The following is a 16300-nucleotide window of genomic DNA, read 5'->3' on the forward strand; positions in this document are numbered from 1 at the left end:
TTGGGAGGGCGCGTGGCGATGGAGGCCGGCCCTCGTGACAGACCGCAGCAACCGCCGCGCGGCGGGCACCTCCCGGCGGTGGCCGGGGGAGAGACGGACGCGCTGACCCCCGACGGGCCCGAGGAGGACGCGGAGGCCGCGTCCGGCATCACCGAACCCGCGTCGTTCCGGGAACTGCGGCCCCAGCGCCGGCTGCGCCTCTGGCAGCTCGCGCCCATCGTCGTGCTCGCCGCGATCGGCTCGCTGATGTTCGCCTTCCCGCTCGCCTTCGAGTTCGGCGACGGCGGACCGGTCGTCGCCATGCTCGGACTGCTCATCAGCTGCTGCGCCGCCGGCTGGGGCGTCATGGCCGCCCGCCGGGTCGGCTACACCTGGCCCGGCCTGCCCCCGCGCGGCTCCGGCCGCCGCCCCGACTGGCGGTACGTGGCCACGTACACGGCTGTCGTGGCGGTGGTGGTCGTGCTCGCGGTCTGGCGCGTGGCGCGCCTCCGCTAGCCGCGGTCCGCGGGTTGTCGTCCGGACCGGGCCGCAGCCCCGGTCGGCCCCGAGCGCCCCGGCACGGGCGGCGGTGGCCCCGGAAGAGGGCACCGGAAGAGGTCGGCGAACCCCGACCGGAGGCGTCCCCGTACCATCGAAGCGTGAGCACCGCGCAGATCGCCTTCCTCAAGGGTCACGGCACCGAGAACGACTTCGTGATCATCCCCGACCACGACGGCCTGATCGAGCTGTCGCCGGCCGCCGTCGCCCGGCTGTGCGACCGCCGGGCCGGGATCGGCGCGGACGGCGTGCTGCGCGTCGTGCGCTCCGCCGCCCACCCCGAGGCGCGGGCCATGGCCGACGAGGCCGAGTGGTTCATGGACTACCGCAACAGCGACGGCAGCATCGCCGAGATGTGCGGCAACGGCGTCCGCGTCTTCGCCCACTACCTCCAGCGCGCCGGGCTCGTCGAGGAGGGCGACCTCGCCATCGCCACGCGCGCCGGCGTCCGCCGTGCCCACATCGCCAAGCCGGGCCCCGACGGCGAGCCCGGCGGGATCACCGTCGCCATGGGCCGCGCCCTGCTGCCCGAGGGCGACGTCACCGTCACCGTGGGCGAGCGCAGCTGGCCCGCGCGGAACGTCAACATGGGCAACCCGCACGCCGTCGCCTTCGTCGACGACCTGGCCGACGCCGGACACCTGTACACCGCCCCGGGTGTCGCCCCCGCCGCCGCGTACCCGGACGGGACGAACGTCGAGTTCGTCGTCGACCGCGGCCCGCGCCACGTCGCCCTGCGCGTCCACGAGCGCGGCTCGGGCGAGACCCGCTCCTGCGGCACGGGCGCGTGCGCCGTCATGGTCGCCGCCGCCCGCCGGGACGGTGCCGATCCCGCCGTCGACGGCCGGCCGGTCACGTACACCGTGGACGTGCCCGGCGGCCGCCTGGTGATCAGCGAGAGGCCGGACGGCGTCGTGGAGATGACCGGCCCGGCCGTGATTGTCGCCGAGGGCGTCTTCGACGCGTCCTGGATCGCGGACGCCACCGCCTGAACCGCACCCGCACACTCCCTCGAATGGGTGATCCGTTTCACTCTGGGCGAGAGCGGGTGAGCCGTGCGTGATGGGGTCGGTAGCATCAAGCACCGGTCGGGAGGCGCGAACCGCCCCGCCGGTCGACGCTGCCGGAGGTGCCCATGAGCGCAGAGGCCACGAACGAAGGTGCTCCCGGCCGCCGGCGCGGCCGCCGCATCGACCTGAGACGGCTCGGCCGCGCCGCGCTCCGCGGCTCCGGCTCGCGCGGTCGGCTGCCCGACGCCATCGACCACGTCGCCAAGGTCCACCGCGCCCACCACCCCGGCGCCGATCTCGACCCCCTGCGGCGCGCTTACCTCCTCGCCGAGTCCTCGCACCGCGGCCAGACGCGCAAGAGCGGCGAGCCGTACATCACGCACCCGCTGGCCGTCACCCTCATCCTGGCCGAACTGGGCGCCGAGACCACCACCTTGACGGCCTCCCTGCTGCACGACACCGTCGAGGACACCGATGTGACGCTCGATCAGGTGGGCGAGCAGTTCGGTGCCGAGGTGCGCTTCCTGGTCGACGGCGTCACCAAGCTGGAGAAGGTCGACTACGGTGCCGCCGCCGAGCCGGAGACCTTCCGCAAGATGCTCGTCGCCACGGGCAACGACGTCCGCGTGATGTCGATCAAGCTCGCCGACCGGCTGCACAACATGCGCACCCTCGGCGTGATGCGCCCCGAGAAACAGGCCCGCATCGCCAAGGTCACCCGCGACGTCCTCATCCCGCTCGCCGAGCGGCTGGGCGTCCAGGCGCTCAAGACCGAGCTGGAGGACCTGGTCTTCGCCATCCTCCACCCCGAGGAATACGCCCGCACCCGGGACTTCGTCCTCGCCCACGCCGACCGCCCCGACCCGCTCGAGGCCACCGCCGCCGGCGTCCGCTCCCTGCTGCGCGACGCGGGCATCACGGCCGAAGTCCACGTACGCAGGAGACACTTCGTCTCCGTCCACCGGGTCCGCCTCAAGCGCGGCGAACTGACCGGCTCCGACCTCGGCAGGCTGCTCGTCCTGGTCGGCGAGGACGCCGACTGCTACGCGGTCCTCGGCGAGCTGCACACCTGCTTCACGCCGTTCATCTCCGAGTTCAAGGACTTCATCGCCGCCCCGAAGTTCAACCTCTACCAGTCGCTGCACACCGCCGTGGCGGGACAGGGCGGCGAGGCGGCCGAAGTCCTCATCCGCACCCACCAGATGCACCGGGTCGCCGAGGCCGGCGTCATCGCCCTGGGCAACCCCTACGCCGCCCCCGAGCCGTGCGACGCGGCGGACGGCGAGCGCGTCGACCCCACCCGCCCCGGCTGGCTCTCCCGGCTGCTGGAATGGCAGCGCGCCGCCCCCGACCCGGACACCTTCTGGACCTCCCTGCGCGACGAGCTCGCCCAGGACCGCGAGATCACCGTCTTCCGCGCCGACGGCGGCACGATCGGCCTGCCGGCCGGCTCCAGCTGCGTCGACGCCGCCTACGCCCTGCACGGGGAGGGCGGCCACCGCTGCATCGGCGCGCGCGTCAACGGGCGCCTCGCCGCCCTCGGCACGGTCCTGCGCGACGGCGACACCCTGCACCTGCTGATGTCCCGCGACAGCGCCTCCGGACCCTTCCCCGACTGGCTGGAGCACGCCCGCACACCGGCCGCCCGCATCGCCATCGGCCGCTGGCTGGCCACCCACCCCGCCCCCGAACCCGTCGCCCCGCCCGATACCCCGGCCGCGCCCAGGCCCACCCACCCCGCCCCCACGCCCACCGCGCGCGGACCGGTCGCCGCCGTCGCGGAGGGCACCGCCGCCGGCGTGCGCCTGGCCGGCTGCTGTACGCCCGTACCGCCCGACGAGGTCACCGGCTTCCCGGTACGCGGCGGCGCGGTCACCGTCCACCGCGTCCAGTGCCCCGTCGTGGACCGGATGGTCACCGCCGGCAAGCAGCCCGTCCGCGTCCACTGGCGCAGCCCGGACGGCACGTCCCCCGGCGACTACCGGGTCACCCTGCGGGCCGAATCGTTCAGCAGACCGCATCTGCTCGCCGACCTGACCGAGGTCATCGCCGCGGAGGGCGCGGCCGTCATCTCCGCGGCCGTCGAACCACCGCACGAACAGCGCGTACGGCACACCTACACGCTCCAACTCGCCGACGCTGCCCAGCTTCCCGAACTGATGCGCGCCATGCGGCGGGTACCCGGCGTGTACGACGTCGAGCGCGCAGGACGGCCCGTCGTGACGGCACCGCTGTAACCCGGATCCCACGGTCACCGCGCGCCGCCGGGAGGTTCGTACGATGATGTGACGCGCTCGTACGAGTGGGTCGGCGACGCGCCGCCGACGGAGTGAGGCCGCGCGCTGATAGCGGTGGACGCATGCCGTACTCACCCTCATCCGTGGAGCGCTCCTCCCGGCAGAGGTCCCCGCGCCGCCGCGCCGCCCTCGCCGCCACCGCCGCCCTGCTGCTCCTCGGGGCCGCCGCGCCTCCCGCCCCCACGGCCCAGGGCATCGGCGACCGGCTCTTCCCCCATCTCGGCAACCCCGGCTTCGACATCGGTTCCTACGACATCTCGCTCGTCTACAAGGCCCACGACCAGCCGCTGGAAGCCGTCACCAAGATCGTCGCGCGGGCCACGGCCCCACTGGACCGCTTCAACCTCGACTTCACCCATGGCACGGTCCGCTCGATCGAGGTCGACGGGGCGCCCGCCACCTTCACCCCGGTCGAGGAAGACCTGGCCGTCACCCCCGCCCATCCCGTGGCCGACGGCGATACCTTCACCGTCACCGTGCGCCACACCAGCGACCCGCGCGGTGTACCCAGCGGCGGCTGGGTGCCCACCACCGACGGCCTCGTCATGGCCAACCAGGCCGACGCCGCCCACCGGATCTTCCCCGGCAACGACCACCCCTCCGACAAGGCGCTGTTCACCTTCCACGTCACCGCGCCGAAGGACCTCACCGTCGTGGCCAACGGGCTGCCCCTGGGCCGGCGCTCCAAGGGTGCGGCCACCACCTGGACCTACCGCACCCTGCACCCCATGGCCACCGAGCTGGCCCAGATCTCCATCGGCCGCTCCGCCACCCCACGGCGCACCGGTCCGCACGGCCTGCCCGTCCGCGACGTGGTCCCGGCGGCCGACGGCAAGCTGCTGGAGAAGTGGACCTCCCGGACCCCCGGCCACCTCACCTGGATGGAGAGCAAGGTCGGCCCGTTCCCCTTCGAGAACTACGGCGTGCTGATCGCCGACGCCTCGACCGGCTTCGAGCTGGAGACCCAGACGCTCTCGCTCTTCGAGCGGGGACTGTTCACCGACCCCCGCTTCCCCCAGTGGTACGTCGACTCGATCATGGTCCACGAGCTGTCGCACCAGTGGTTCGGCGACTGCGTGAGCCCGCGCAGCTGGTCCGACCTCTGGCTCAACGAGGCCCACGCCACCTGGTACGAGGCGCTGTACGCGGACGAGAAGTCGAACCACCGGCTGGCCGACCGGATGCGCGCCGCGTACGCGCTGTCCGACCGCTGGCGGGCCGACGGCGGCCCGCCGGCCGCCCCCAAGGGAGCGGCCCCCGGCAAGAAGGCCAGCATCTTCCGGCCCGTCGTCTACGACGGCGGCGCGCTCGTGCTCTACGCCCTCCGCGAGCGGATCGGGCACCAGGCCTTCGACCGCCTGGAGCGCCAGTGGGTCGCCCGCCACCACGACGCCACCGCGAGCACCGCCGACTTCGTCGCGCTCGCCTCCGAGGTGTCCGGCCACGACCAGACGGACTTCCTGCGGCCCTGGCTGTACGGGGAGAAGACCCCGCCCATGCCCGGGCACCCCGACTGGAAGGCCAGCGGGAAACCCGCGTGACCGCGCGGCCGGGGCGTGGGACCATCGACGGGTCGGCGAGGCCGCCGGCCCGGGAATCCCCGGGGCCGCGTGCGCGTTGTCGACCATGTGGCCCCCGCAGCCGGGGGCGGTACGACGAGACGACGTAAAGGAACCCATTGACCTCCTCTTCTTCCTTTTCCCAGGACCGGCAGAGCCTTCCGGAGAGCCTTCGGGCCGACGCCCTGATGGAAGAGGACGTCGCCTGGAGCCACGAGATCGACGGCGAGCGTGACGGCGAGCAGTACGACCGCTCCGAGCGCGCGGCCCTGCGGCGCGTCGCCGGCCTCTCCACCGAGCTCCAGGACGTCACCGAGGTCGAGTACCGGCAGCTGCGCCTGGAGCGCGTCGTGCTGGTCGGCGTCTGGACGTCCGGCACCGTGCAGGACGCGGAGAACTCCCTCGCGGAGCTGGCCGCGCTCGCCGAGACCGCGGGCGCCCTGGTGCTCGACGGCGTCATCCAGCGGCGCGACAAGCCCGACCCGGCCACCTACATCGGCTCCGGCAAGGCCGACGAGCTGCGGGACATCGTCCTGGAGACCGGCGCCGACACCGTCGTCTGCGACGGTGAGCTCAGCCCCGGCCAGCTGATCCATCTCGAGGACGTCGTCAAGGTCAAGGTGGTCGACCGGACCGCCCTGATCCTCGACATCTTCGCCCAGCACGCGAAGTCCCGTGAGGGCAAGGCGCAGGTCTCGCTCGCGCAGATGCAGTACATGCTGCCGAGGCTGCGCGGCTGGGGCCAGTCGCTGTCCCGGCAGATGGGCGGTGGTGGCTCCGGCTCGTCCGGCGGCGGCATGGCCACGCGTGGCCCCGGTGAGACCAAGATCGAGACGGACCGGCGGCGGATCCGCGAGAAGATGGCGAAGATGCGCCGGGAGATCGCGGAGATGAAGACCGGCCGCGACATCAAGCGCCAGGAGCGGCGACGGAACAAGGTCCCGTCGGTCGCCATCGCCGGCTACACCAACGCGGGCAAGTCCTCGCTGCTCAACCGGCTGACAGGGGCCGGTGTGCTGGTGGAGAACGCCCTCTTCGCCACCCTGGATCCGACCGTGCGCCGGGCCGAGACGCCCAGCGGGCGGCTCTACACCCTGGCGGACACCGTCGGCTTCGTCCGGCACCTGCCGCACCACCTCGTCGAGGCCTTCCGCTCCACCATGGAGGAGGTCGGCGACGCCGATCTGATCCTGCACGTGGTGGACGGCTCGCACCCGGTGCCGGAGGAGCAGCTGGCGGCGGTCCGCGAGGTGATCCGCGACGTCGGCGCGCTCGACGTGCCCGAGATCGTGGTGATCAACAAGGCGGACGCGGCCGACCCGCTGGTCCTGCAGCGGCTGCTGCGCATCGAGAAGCGCTCGATCGCGGTGTCGGCGCGCAGCGGCCAGGGCATCCCGGAGCTGCTCGCCCTGATCGACCAGGAGCTGCCGCGGCCCGCCGTGGAGATCGAGGCGCTCGTGCCCTACACGCACGGCTCGCTGATCGCCCGGGCGCACGCCGACGGCGAGGTGATCTCCGAGGAGCACACCGCGGACGGCACCCTGATCAAGGCCCGCGTCCACGAGGAGCTCGCCGCCGAGCTCCAGCGGTACGCGCCGGCCGCCCGCCGCTGAGCGGTCCGGCAAGGTCATGCGATCGTGTGACATCCGAACGGTGAAGGCCCGCCCCCTGCCGGGGGCGGGCCTTCCGTCTGTTCACGTCACCGCCGGAAGCGGCTCACGTCCCTACCGGGAGAACTTCTGGCTGATGGCGTCGTAGACGCCCTTCGCCTCCGGACCCAGGTGCGGGCCGGCCAGCCAGGTGCTGTTGGACGGGCCGATCGAGGTGTTCGACACCAGCACCACCTTGCCGTCGGCGCCCCGGGCGAACCATCCGCCACCGGACGAACCGCCGGTCATGGTGCAGCCGATGCGGTACATCGTGGGCTGCGCGCGGTCCAGCGTCAGCCGGCCCGGCCTGTCGACACAGTCGTACATCTTCTGCCCGTCGAAGGGCGGCGCGGCCGGGTAGCCCCAGGCGCCCATGCTCTGGATCGACTTCACCTGCGGGGCGTTGAAGTCGACGGTCAGCGCGTTGCCCACCGTCTCCTCCAGCGACTTGCCGGAGCCGGTCTCCTGCTTCACATGCAGCACGGAGAAGTCGTAGGGGGCGCCGGCGCCGCCGGTCTCCGCACCCTGCGAGATCCACTGGGAGGACGTCTGCGCCCAGTCCGCCCACCACACCCCGTACGGCGCAACCTCCTGGACCGGGGCCCGGTTGACCTGGGCGCCGGGCAGTCCGTTGTCGTTGTACGAGGGCACGAAGGCGATGTTGCGGTACCAGCCGCCGCTCTTGCCGGAGTGCACGCAGTGGCCGGCCGTCCACACGAGGTTGGACTTGCCGGGGTGCGCCGGGTCCTTGACGACCGTTCCCGAGCAGACCATGTGGCCCTCGGGGCTGTCGAAGAAGACCTTGCCGACCGGTGCCGCGTTGTTGTGGTACGGCAGGCTGACGGGCTTGGCCGGGACCGGCGTCGGCTCGGGGTCGGTGACGCCCTGGTCACCGGAGCCGCCGCCCGGCACGGTGCCGGGCGCGCTCTGCGCGGCGAGCGTCTTGTCGCTGGAGCGCGCGTCCTTCATCGTGTCGGGCTTCCAGTGGCCCTTGATGATGGGGTTGATGAAGTCGCGGGCCTCGCGCACCCACTGGTCCTTGTCCCAGTTCTTCCAGGCGCCGTTCTTCCACTTGTCCAGGTCCTGGACGGAAGTCGGAATGCCCTTGGGCAGCTTGAGCTTGGAGTCGCCCTGCTGGCTCGCCGTCGCGTTCGGCTGGCCGGCCGCGTCGTCGTCGGACGGGCCGCACGCCGTGGCGGTGAGGGCCAGGGCGGCGGTGAGGGCGGCCGCGGCGAGGGCCCGGGCGGAACCGCGAGCGCGCGAGGCTCCCCACCCGGGGCGTTGCGAAGTGGCGGACGGACGGGTGGATGGCATGGAGTGGGCTCCCCCTGGGTGTTCTGTCGGGTTTGTTGTGAACTTGTCATGTGCCCCCCGGCCGGGGGGCCAGGGCCCCACTATGCCGGTGACGGGGGAGACGGGTGCGGGTGGGTCCTCGGTTCCGGTTCCAAGGATCTTGTGCCCGGGCCGTGATCCACAGCGCGTGACGTCGTTGGTACGTACGGGGGACAACCGACCAGCGTTCAGCGGCAGGAGGAGGAGCGGAGCCGTGGCCCTGACCCAGCTGTCACCGACGTCGCCGTCGGCCCACGAGGGCATCCTGCGGAGGCAGTCGAACCGCGAGTCGGCGGCGCGCACGTACGCCCGCTCGCTGCCCATCGTCCCCGTGCGCGCCCGGGGGCTGACGATCGAGGGGGCCGACGGCCGCCGCTACCTCGACTGCCTCTCGGGAGCCGGTTCGCTGGCGCTCGGCCACAACCACCCGGTCGTGCTGGAGGCCATCCGCTCCGTGCTCGACTCGGGTGCCCCGCTGCACGTCCTCGATCTCGCCACCCCCGTCAAGGACGCCTTCACCAGCGAGCTGTTCGCCACCCTGCCGGGCGGACTGGCCGACTCCGCCCGCGTCCAGTTCTGCGGCCCGGCCGGCACGGACGCGGTGGAGGCCGCCCTCAAGCTCGTCCGCACCGCCACCGGCCGGGACGGCCTGCTCGCCTTCTCCGGCGCCTACCACGGCATGACCGCCGGCGCGCTGGACCTCTCCGGCGGCGCGCCGAGCGTACGCGTCACCCGGCTGCCCTTCCCGCAGGACTACCGCTGCCCGTTCGGCGTCGGCGGCGAGGCCGGCGCCGCGCTGGCGGCCCGCTGGACCGAGAGCCTGCTGGACGACCCCAAGAGCGGCGTGCGCCACCCCGCCGGAATGATCGTCGAGCCCGTGCAGGGCGAGGGCGGTGTGCTCCCCGCGCCGGACGCCTGGCTGCGTCGCATGCGCGAGATCACCACGGCCCGCGGCATTCCGCTGATCGCCGACGAGGTGCAGACCGGCGTGGGCCGCACGGGCGCCTTCTGGGCCGTCGAGCACAGCGGGACCGTCCCCGACGTCATGGTCCTGTCCAAGGCCATCGGCGGCAGCCTGCCGCTCGCAGTCGTCGTCTACCACGAGGACCTCGACGTCTGGCAGCCCGGCGACCACGCCGGCACCTTCCGCGGCAACCAGCTCGCCATGGCCGCCGGCACGGCCACCCTGCGTCACGTCAGGGAGAACGGCCTGGCCGAACGCGCCGGTGCGCTGGGGGAGCGCATGCTGGAGCGGCTGCGCCGGCTCGCCGCCGAGCACGACTGCGTCGGCGATGTGCGCGGACGGGGGCTCATGCTCGGGGTCGAGATGGTCGACCCGGAGTCCCCCGTCGCCGCCGGCCCCGCCGGTGACGGTCCCACCGATCGCCGCGGCCCGCTGACGGCCGGTCCGGAACTGGCCGCGGCCGTACGGCAGGAGTGCCTGCGCCGAGGTCTGATCGTCGAACTCGGCGGCCGCCACTCCTGCGTCGTCCGGCTCCTGCCGCCCCTCACCATCACCGACGAACAGGCCGAAGCGGTCCTCGACCGGCTCTCCGACGCCATCGCCGCGGTCTCCCGCGCGGGCCACCGCATCCCCACCCCCCGACCGCCGAAGGAGGCAGGCGCCGCGTCCCCGGCCCGTACGCCGTGACCTGTGCGCCGCACCACTCATGAGCGCATCCTCCCGCCCCGGTGCGTCCACCCCCGAAGCCGTTCCACCGGCCGGGCCCCCGGTGGTGCCCCACCAGACCGGCCGCGGCACGCCCCCCGGCTCCGGCACGCACGCCTGGGAAGACCCCCTCGACCACGGCGACGCGGCGGTCGCCGCCGACGCGGCCGCCGCCGAGAACCTGCTGCGCTGCTGGGTCCGCGAGAACGGCATCGCCCGCCCCGACGGCCCCGTCCTGCACCTGCCGCTCACCGCGTGCGGCATCGCACTCCGCGTGCCCGTCCGGTACTGGTCCGCTGCCGGCTGGCACCGCTTCGGGCCGCCGGCCCTCGTCCACCACGCCACGGACGCGCCCGACGCCGCCGGGTCCACCGAGCCATCCGCCGCTCCGCCCGTGGACGCCGTCACGCTCGCCGCCCTGCTCACCCGCGAGGCCGCACACCACGTCGCACACCACGCCGCGCAGCAGGACACGCAGCAGGCCGCGCGCCGGACCGTCGAGCAGAACGGACGCGCGGGCCGCCCGGCACCGCCGGCCGGGGCCGAACTCGTCGCCCGCGTCGCGGACTCGGTGCGCCGCACGGCCGTCTTCCTCGCCGACCGGCGCGCCCACCCCGCCGACCCCGGCACCGCGGAACTCTTCCTCCACGGCGAGCAGTCGCTGATCCTCGGCCACCCGCTCCACCCCACCCCCAAGAGCCGCGAGGGCCTGACAGAGACCGAATCCCACGCCTACGCGCCGGAGACCCGGGGCTCCTTCCCCCTGCACTGGCTGGCCGTCCACCGCTCGGTCCTGGCCGCCGACTCGGCCTGGACCGAGCGCGGCCGCGCCGTCGACGCCCCCGCCCTCGCCGCCCGCCTCGCCGGCCCGCTCCCGCTGCCGCCCGACACCGTGCCGCTGCCCCTGCACCCCTGGCAGGCCCGCGACATCCGGCACCGCCCCGCCGTCGCCCGGCTCTTCGACGCCGGGCTGCTGCACGACCTCGGCGCCCACGGCGAACCCTGGCACCCCACCTCCTCCCTGCGCACCGTCTACCGCCCGGGCACCCCCGCGATGCTCAAGCTCTCCCTCGGCCTGCGCGTCACCAACTCCCGCCGGGAGAACCTCCGCAAGGAACTGCGGCGCGGCGTCGAAGTGCACCGGCTGCTGCGCAGCGGCCTCGCCGAGCGCTGGCGGGCCGCCTGCCCCGGCGGCCTCGGCTTCGACATCGTCCGCGACCCCGCCTGGCTCGCCGTCGACACCCCCGACGGCACGCCCGTGCCCGGGCTGGACGTCGTCCTGCGGCACAACCCCTTCGGCCCCGGCGACGACGCCGTCTGCCTCGCCGGACTGGTCTCGCCGCGCCCGTGGCCCGGCCGCCGGACGGCCGCGGGACAGCCGGCCGTCTCCTCACGGCTCGCCGACACCGTCGCCCGCCTCGCCCACCGCACCGGCCGGCCCGCCGGAGCCGTCTCCGCCGAGTGGTTCCTGCGCTACCTGGAAGCCGTCGTACGGCCCGCCCTGTGGCTCGACGGCGCGGCGGGCGTCGCCCTGGAGGCCCACCAGCAGAACACCCTGGTCCTCCTCGACCGCGACGGCTGGCCGGTCGGCGGGCGCTACCGCGACAACCAGGGCTACTACTTCCGCGCGTCCCACCGCGCCGCACTCGAACGACAGCTCCCCGGCATCGGACGCGACAGCGACACGTTCGTCGCCGACGAGGTGGCCGACGAGCGCTTCGCCTACTACCTCGGCATCAACAACGTCCTCGGCCTCGTCGGAGCGTTCGGCGCCCAGCGCCTCGCCGACGAGCGGATCCTCCTGGCCGCCCTGCGCCGCTTCCTCACGGAGGCCGCCGAGGCCCCCGCCGGCAGCCGCTCGTCCCTGCCCGCCCACTTCCTCGCCTCACCCACCCTGCGCTGCAAGGCCAACATGCTCACCCGGCTGCACGGACTCGACGAGCTCGTCGGCCCCGTCGACACCCAGTCCGTCTACGTCACCATCCCCAACCCCCTGCACCAGAGCGCCGGATGAGCCTGTGAACCACCCGCCCTACGAGCCCTACCGGCGGCACGAACCGCACCCCCGCCCCGGCGAGCTCGGCCCGCAGCCCGCGCCGTGCGCGGTGTCGAGCACCGCGGACACCGTCGAGCTGCCGTCGGTCGCCGCACTGGACGGCTTGGACGCCTTCGACGAACTCGCCGTCCTGGACGCGCTCGACGCGCTCGGGGACCTCGCCGGCCCCGGCCCCGCCGCACAGGACCTGCTGGACGGGCTCGCCGGCTGGGGCCCCGTCGCCACGGGGCCGGGCCCCTTCCAGCTCGTACCGGTCCTGATCGAGCGTGACCTCGGGCTGATCAGCCGGTGGATGAACGACCCGGCGGTGGCGGCCTTCTGGCATCTGGCCGGCCCGGAGAGCGTCACCGCGGAGCATCTGCGGGCGCAGACGGACGGCGACGGACGGAGCGTGCCCTGCCTCGGGGTGCTGGCCGGCGTCCCGATGAGCTACTGGGAGATCTACCGGGCCGACCTCGACCCGATCGCCCGCCACTATCCGGCCCGGCCGCACGACACCGGCGTGCATCTCCTCATCGGCAGGGTCGCCGACCGCGGTCGCGGACTGGGCAGCGCCCTGCTGCGCGCCGTCGCCGACCACATCCTCGACCGCCGCCCCGCCTGCGGGCGTGTCATCGCCGAGCCGGACCTGCGCAACACTCCCTCCGTCGCCGCGTTCCTCTCCGCAGGCTTCCGGCTCACCGCCGAGGTCGAGACGGCCGACAAACGCGCGGCCCTCATGGTCCGCGAGCGGGCCCTGCGCGACCTCCTCCAGCCGTGACCCGGTGACGTTCTGTAGCCGTACGGGCGTCCTGCGTCACTCCCGCCCCGCGATGTCAGTCCCGCACCGTAGGCTGGCCACGCTATGACTGCCTCCTCCTCGCCCTCTCTCTCCGACCTGCTGCACGCCGCCGTCACCGCTGTCGGCGGCACCGAGCGGCCCGGGCAGGTCGCCATGGCCGAAGCCGTCGGTGACGCCATCGACGACGGCACCCACCTGCTCGTCCAGGCCGGCACCGGCACGGGCAAGTCCCTCGGCTACCTGGTGCCGGCGCTGGCCCACGGCGAGCGCGTCGTCGTCGCGACCGCGACGCTCGCGCTCCAGCGCCAGCTCGTCGAGCGCGACCTGCCGCGCACCGTGGAGGCGCTGCATCCCCTGCTGCGCCGCCGCCCCGAGTTCGCCATGCTCAAGGGCCGCTCCAACTACCTGTGCCTGCACCGGCTCCACGAGGGAGTGCCGCAGGAGGAGGAAGAGGGTCTCTTCGACCCCTTCGAGGCGGCGGCGCCCAGCAGCAAGCTCGGCAAGGACCTGCTGCGGCTGCGCGACTGGTCGGACGAGACGGAGACCGGCGACCGGGACGACCTGACCCCCGGCGTCTCCGACCGGGCCTGGTCGCAGGTCTCGGTCACCTCCCGGGAGTGCCTGGGCGCGTCGAAGTGCGCGTACGGCGCCGAGTGCTTCGCGGAGGCGGCCCGCGAGCGGGCCAAGCTGGCCGACGTCGTGGTCACCAACCACGCCCTGCTGGCCATCGACGCGATCGAGGGCGCGCCGGTGCTGCCCAGCCATGAGGTGCTGATCGTCGACGAGGCCCACGAGCTGGTCTCCCGGGTCACCGGTGTGGCCACTGGCGAGCTCACCCCCGGCCAGGTCAACCGCGCGGTCCGCCGGGCGGCCAAGCTGGTCGACGAGAAGGCGGCCGACGCCCTGCAGACGGCGGCCGAGAGCTTCGAGCGGCTGATGGAGCTCGCCCTGCCGGGGCGGCTGGAGGAACTGCCGGAGGACCTCCGCCACTGTCTGATGGCGCTGCGTGACGCCGCACGCACGGTGATCTCCGCCCTGGGCAACACGCGCGACAAGTCCGTCCAGGACGAGGACGTGGTCCGCAAGCAGGCCCTCGCCTCCGTGGAGAACGTCCACGCCGTCGCGGAGCGCGTCGTCGCGGGCTCCGAGTACGACGTCGTCTGGTACGAGCGGAACGACTCCCGCGGCGGGGCCTCGTTCCGGCCCGGTGGGGCGTCGCTGCGGGTGGCGCCCCTGTCGGTGTCCGGTCTGCTGCGCGAGAAGCTGTTCGCCGAGCGCTCCGTCGTGCTGACCTCGGCCACGCTCCGGCTGGGCGGGGACTTCAACGGCGTCGCCGGCTCCCTCGGGCTCGCCCCCGAGGGTGTGGAGGGCGAGGACCTGCCGGTGTGGAAGGGCGTCGACGTCGGCTCACCCTTCGACTACCCCAAGCAGGGCATCCTCTACGTCGCCCGGCATCTCTCCCAGCCCGGCCGGGAGGGCAGCCGCACCGACATGCTCGACGAGCTCGCCGAGCTGATCGAGGCCGCCGGCGGCCGGACGCTCGGGCTGTTCTCCTCGATGCGGGCCGCCCAGGCCGCGGCCGAGGCCCTGCGCGCCCGGCTCGACGTGCCGATCCTGCTCCAGGGCGAGGAGACACTGGGCGAGCTGATCCGGACCTTCGCCGCCGACGCCCGTACCTGCCTCTTCGGCACCCTCTCCCTGTGGCAGGGCGTCGACGTGCCGGGGGCCGGCTGCCAGCTGGTCGTCATGGACCGGGTGCCGTTCCCGCGCCCGGACGATCCGCTGATGAGTGCCCGGCAGCGGGCCGTGGAGGATGCCGGAGGCAACGGCTTCATGGCGGTGGCCGCCACCCATGCCGCGCTGCTCATGGCCCAGGGGGCCGGCCGGCTCGTCCGGGCCTCGGGGGACCGGGGCGTGGTGGCGGTGCTCGACCCGCGGCTGGCGACGGCTCGCTACGGCTCCTTCCTGCGGGCCTCGATGCCGAACTTCTGGTACACCACGGACCGCAACCAGGTGCGCCGCTCGCTGGCGGCGATCGACGCGGCCGCGAAGGCGGAGGAGCGCTAGGGGCGCTTCGCAGGACGGCGAAGAGCCCCGGAACCGGCGCAGGAGGTTCCGGGGCTCGTCCCCTGGGGTGGGGTCGGAGTGCGTCGGGAGTGCTCAGACCCGCCGCAGGACGGCCACGACCTTGCCCAGGATGGTGGCCTCGTCGCCGGGGATGGGCTGGTACGCGGCGTTGTGGGGGAGCAGCCAGACATGGCCGTCCTCGCGCTTGAAGCGCTTGACCGTGGCCTCGCCGTCGAGCATCGCGGCCACGATGTCGCCGTTCTCCGCGACGGGCTGGCGGCGCACCGTCACCCAGTCGCCGTCACAGATGGCGGCCTCGATCATGGAGTCACCGACCACCTTCAGCACGAACAGCTCGCCGTCGCCCACCAGTTGCCGGGGGAGGGGGAAGACGTCCTCCACGGACTCCTCGGCGAGGATCGGGCCGCCGGCGGCGATCCGGCCGACCAGCGGCACGTACGAGGCGGCGGGCTTGCCGGTGGTGTCCGTCGGCTGGGTGCTGGGCTGGTCCGAGCCGCGGACCTCGTAGGCGCGGGGGCGGTGCGGATCGCGGCGCAGGAAGCCCTTGCGCTCCAGGGCCATGAGCTGGTGGGCGACCGAGGACGTGCTGGACAGCCCCACGGCCTGGCCGATCTCCCGCATGGAGGGTGGGTAACCCCGGCGCTGCACCGAATCCCGGATCACTTCGATCACGCGGCGCTGCCGGTCGGTGAGCCCGGAGCTGTCGGCCCGGATTCCTGGAGGACGTCCGGGGAGCGAGCGGGCGGGCTTCTGCCCCTCCGCGTTCATGGCTGCGTCGTTCATCGGGTGTGCCTGGTCGAGTCGGTTCTGGGAGCGGTCCTGGGCGGTGATGGTGGCGCTGTCTGCGGTGGTGGTCACGTCGGCCCCTCTCGAGTGGTTCTCCCTAGCTGGACAACGGTAGTTGCTTTCGAAAGGTTGCGCCAAACACACGTTCGAGTGAAATATCGAGGATTCGCTGACGTGATCAGCTGGCAGGGTGTACGGGCAAAGATCAATTCGCCCATTACGGTACGCTGCGGCACGAAGCCGACGCGCTCACGGTGGCACCGCACGGTGCCGGGTGGGCACCGGAGCGGAGGCCTCCGCGGTGGTCCCAGTGTGTCATCCGCGCCCCCCTCGGACCGACTCAGGGGCCCCTCGCGTACGCTCGTGTCCTGCCCGCGCGGCGCGACACGCGTAGGGGGCGGTTCGCCGTCCGGTACCAGATCTAGTGGTTTCATGGCGGCAGCTACCCACAAGTTGTGGTCGTCGGCCCTTCCCGGGTCAATTCCGGTGGCGGTCATCGCCTATGCTTGGGGCTGCTCCGCGGGGCCCGCGCCGGC

The 16300-nt window shown here is 73.6% G+C and carries 11 protein-coding genes; 9 read left to right on the forward strand and 2 right to left on the reverse strand.

What is annotated here, in order from left to right; genetic code table 11:
• The first annotated feature begins 18 nt into the window (after positions 1 to 18).
• The 5 genes from AB0K09_RS05630 to hflX all read left to right on the forward strand — a co-directional run bounded on the left by AB0K09_RS05630 (position 19) and on the right by hflX (position 7016).
• Positions 19 to 495, forward strand: a complete 477-nt coding sequence (locus AB0K09_RS05630; RefSeq protein WP_366064002.1) for a hypothetical protein — start codon at positions 19 to 21, stop codon at positions 493 to 495.
• Positions 496 to 638: 143 nt separating this feature from the next.
• Positions 639 to 1529 carry a diaminopimelate epimerase gene (dapF, locus tag AB0K09_RS05635; RefSeq protein ID WP_366063992.1) on the forward strand — a complete coding sequence of 297 codons (891 nt, stop codon included), beginning with the start codon at positions 639 to 641 and terminating at the stop codon, positions 1527 to 1529.
• Positions 1530 to 1672: 143 nt separating this feature from the next.
• The gene (locus tag AB0K09_RS05640) at positions 1673 to 3784 is read left to right on the forward strand and encodes an HD domain-containing protein (protein ID WP_366063993.1); all 2112 of its coding nucleotides are present in this window, start codon (positions 1673 to 1675) and stop codon (positions 3782 to 3784) included.
• Between the two features lie 122 nt (positions 3785 to 3906).
• Complete coding sequence (locus AB0K09_RS05645) at positions 3907 to 5385, forward strand: M1 family metallopeptidase (protein ID WP_366063994.1); 1479 nt, start codon at positions 3907 to 3909, stop codon at positions 5383 to 5385.
• 137 nt (positions 5386 to 5522) lie between these two features.
• Complete coding sequence (gene hflX / locus AB0K09_RS05650) at positions 5523 to 7016, forward strand: GTPase HflX (protein WP_366063995.1); 1494 nt, start codon at positions 5523 to 5525, stop codon at positions 7014 to 7016.
• A gap of 111 nt (positions 7017 to 7127) precedes the next feature.
• Here the strand turns inward: hflX and AB0K09_RS05655 are convergent, their stop codons facing one another.
• Positions 7128 to 8366, reverse strand: coding sequence for a hypothetical protein (locus AB0K09_RS05655; protein ID WP_366063996.1), 1239 nt, complete (start codon positions 8364 to 8366; stop codon positions 7128 to 7130).
• Positions 8367 to 8598: 232 nt separating this feature from the next.
• Here AB0K09_RS05655 and AB0K09_RS05660 point away from each other — a divergent pair, with 232 nt between their 5' ends.
• The 4 genes from AB0K09_RS05660 to AB0K09_RS05675 all read left to right on the forward strand — a co-directional run bounded on the left by AB0K09_RS05660 (position 8599) and on the right by AB0K09_RS05675 (position 14957).
• The gene (locus tag AB0K09_RS05660; RefSeq protein WP_366063997.1) at positions 8599 to 10035 is read left to right on the forward strand and encodes a diaminobutyrate--2-oxoglutarate transaminase family protein; all 1437 of its coding nucleotides are present in this window, start codon (positions 8599 to 8601) and stop codon (positions 10033 to 10035) included.
• A 19-nt stretch (positions 10036 to 10054) separates the two neighbouring features.
• Positions 10055 to 12067, forward strand: coding sequence for an IucA/IucC family protein (locus tag AB0K09_RS05665; RefSeq protein ID WP_366063998.1), 2013 nt, complete (start codon positions 10055 to 10057; stop codon positions 12065 to 12067).
• A 4-nt stretch (positions 12068 to 12071) separates the two neighbouring features.
• Positions 12072 to 12869 (forward strand): GNAT family N-acetyltransferase, encoded by a 798-nt coding sequence (locus tag AB0K09_RS05670; protein WP_366064000.1) that lies wholly within the window; start codon positions 12072 to 12074, stop codon positions 12867 to 12869.
• 84 nt (positions 12870 to 12953) lie between these two features.
• A complete protein-coding gene (locus AB0K09_RS05675) occupies positions 12954 to 14957 on the forward strand; it encodes an ATP-dependent DNA helicase (RefSeq protein ID WP_366064001.1) in 2004 nt (667 codons plus the stop codon).
• Positions 14958 to 15050: 93 nt separating this feature from the next.
• Here AB0K09_RS05675 and lexA read toward each other — a convergent pair whose 3' ends face one another.
• On the reverse strand, positions 15051 to 15836 hold the full coding sequence (gene lexA / locus AB0K09_RS05680) for a transcriptional repressor LexA (protein ID WP_099202316.1): 786 nt from the start codon (positions 15834 to 15836) through the stop codon (positions 15051 to 15053).
• Between the last annotated feature and the right edge of the window lie 464 nt (positions 15837 to 16300).

The sequence above is a fragment of the Streptomyces sp. NPDC049577 genome (assembly GCF_040675635.1).
Classification (GTDB): domain Bacteria; phylum Actinomycetota; class Actinomycetes; order Streptomycetales; family Streptomycetaceae; genus Streptomyces.

Excerpts from the sequence above, each read along its gene's own strand:
- AB0K09_RS05675 (WP_366064001.1), top strand. The coding sequence starts at position 12,954 with ATGACTGCCTCCTCCTCGCCCTCTCTCTCCGACCTGCTGCACGCCGCC.
- AB0K09_RS05630 (WP_366064002.1), top strand. The coding sequence starts at position 19 with ATGGAGGCCGGCCCTCGTGACAGACCGCAGCAACCGCCGCGCGGCGGG.
- AB0K09_RS05655 (WP_366063996.1), bottom strand. The coding sequence starts at position 8,366 with ATGCCATCCACCCGTCCGTCCGCCACTTCGCAACGCCCCGGGTGGGGA.
- AB0K09_RS05640 (WP_366063993.1), top strand. The coding sequence starts at position 1,673 with ATGAGCGCAGAGGCCACGAACGAAGGTGCTCCCGGCCGCCGGCGCGGC.
- AB0K09_RS05665 (WP_366063998.1), top strand. The coding sequence starts at position 10,055 with ATGAGCGCATCCTCCCGCCCCGGTGCGTCCACCCCCGAAGCCGTTCCA.
- AB0K09_RS05645 (WP_366063994.1), top strand. The coding sequence starts at position 3,907 with ATGCCGTACTCACCCTCATCCGTGGAGCGCTCCTCCCGGCAGAGGTCC.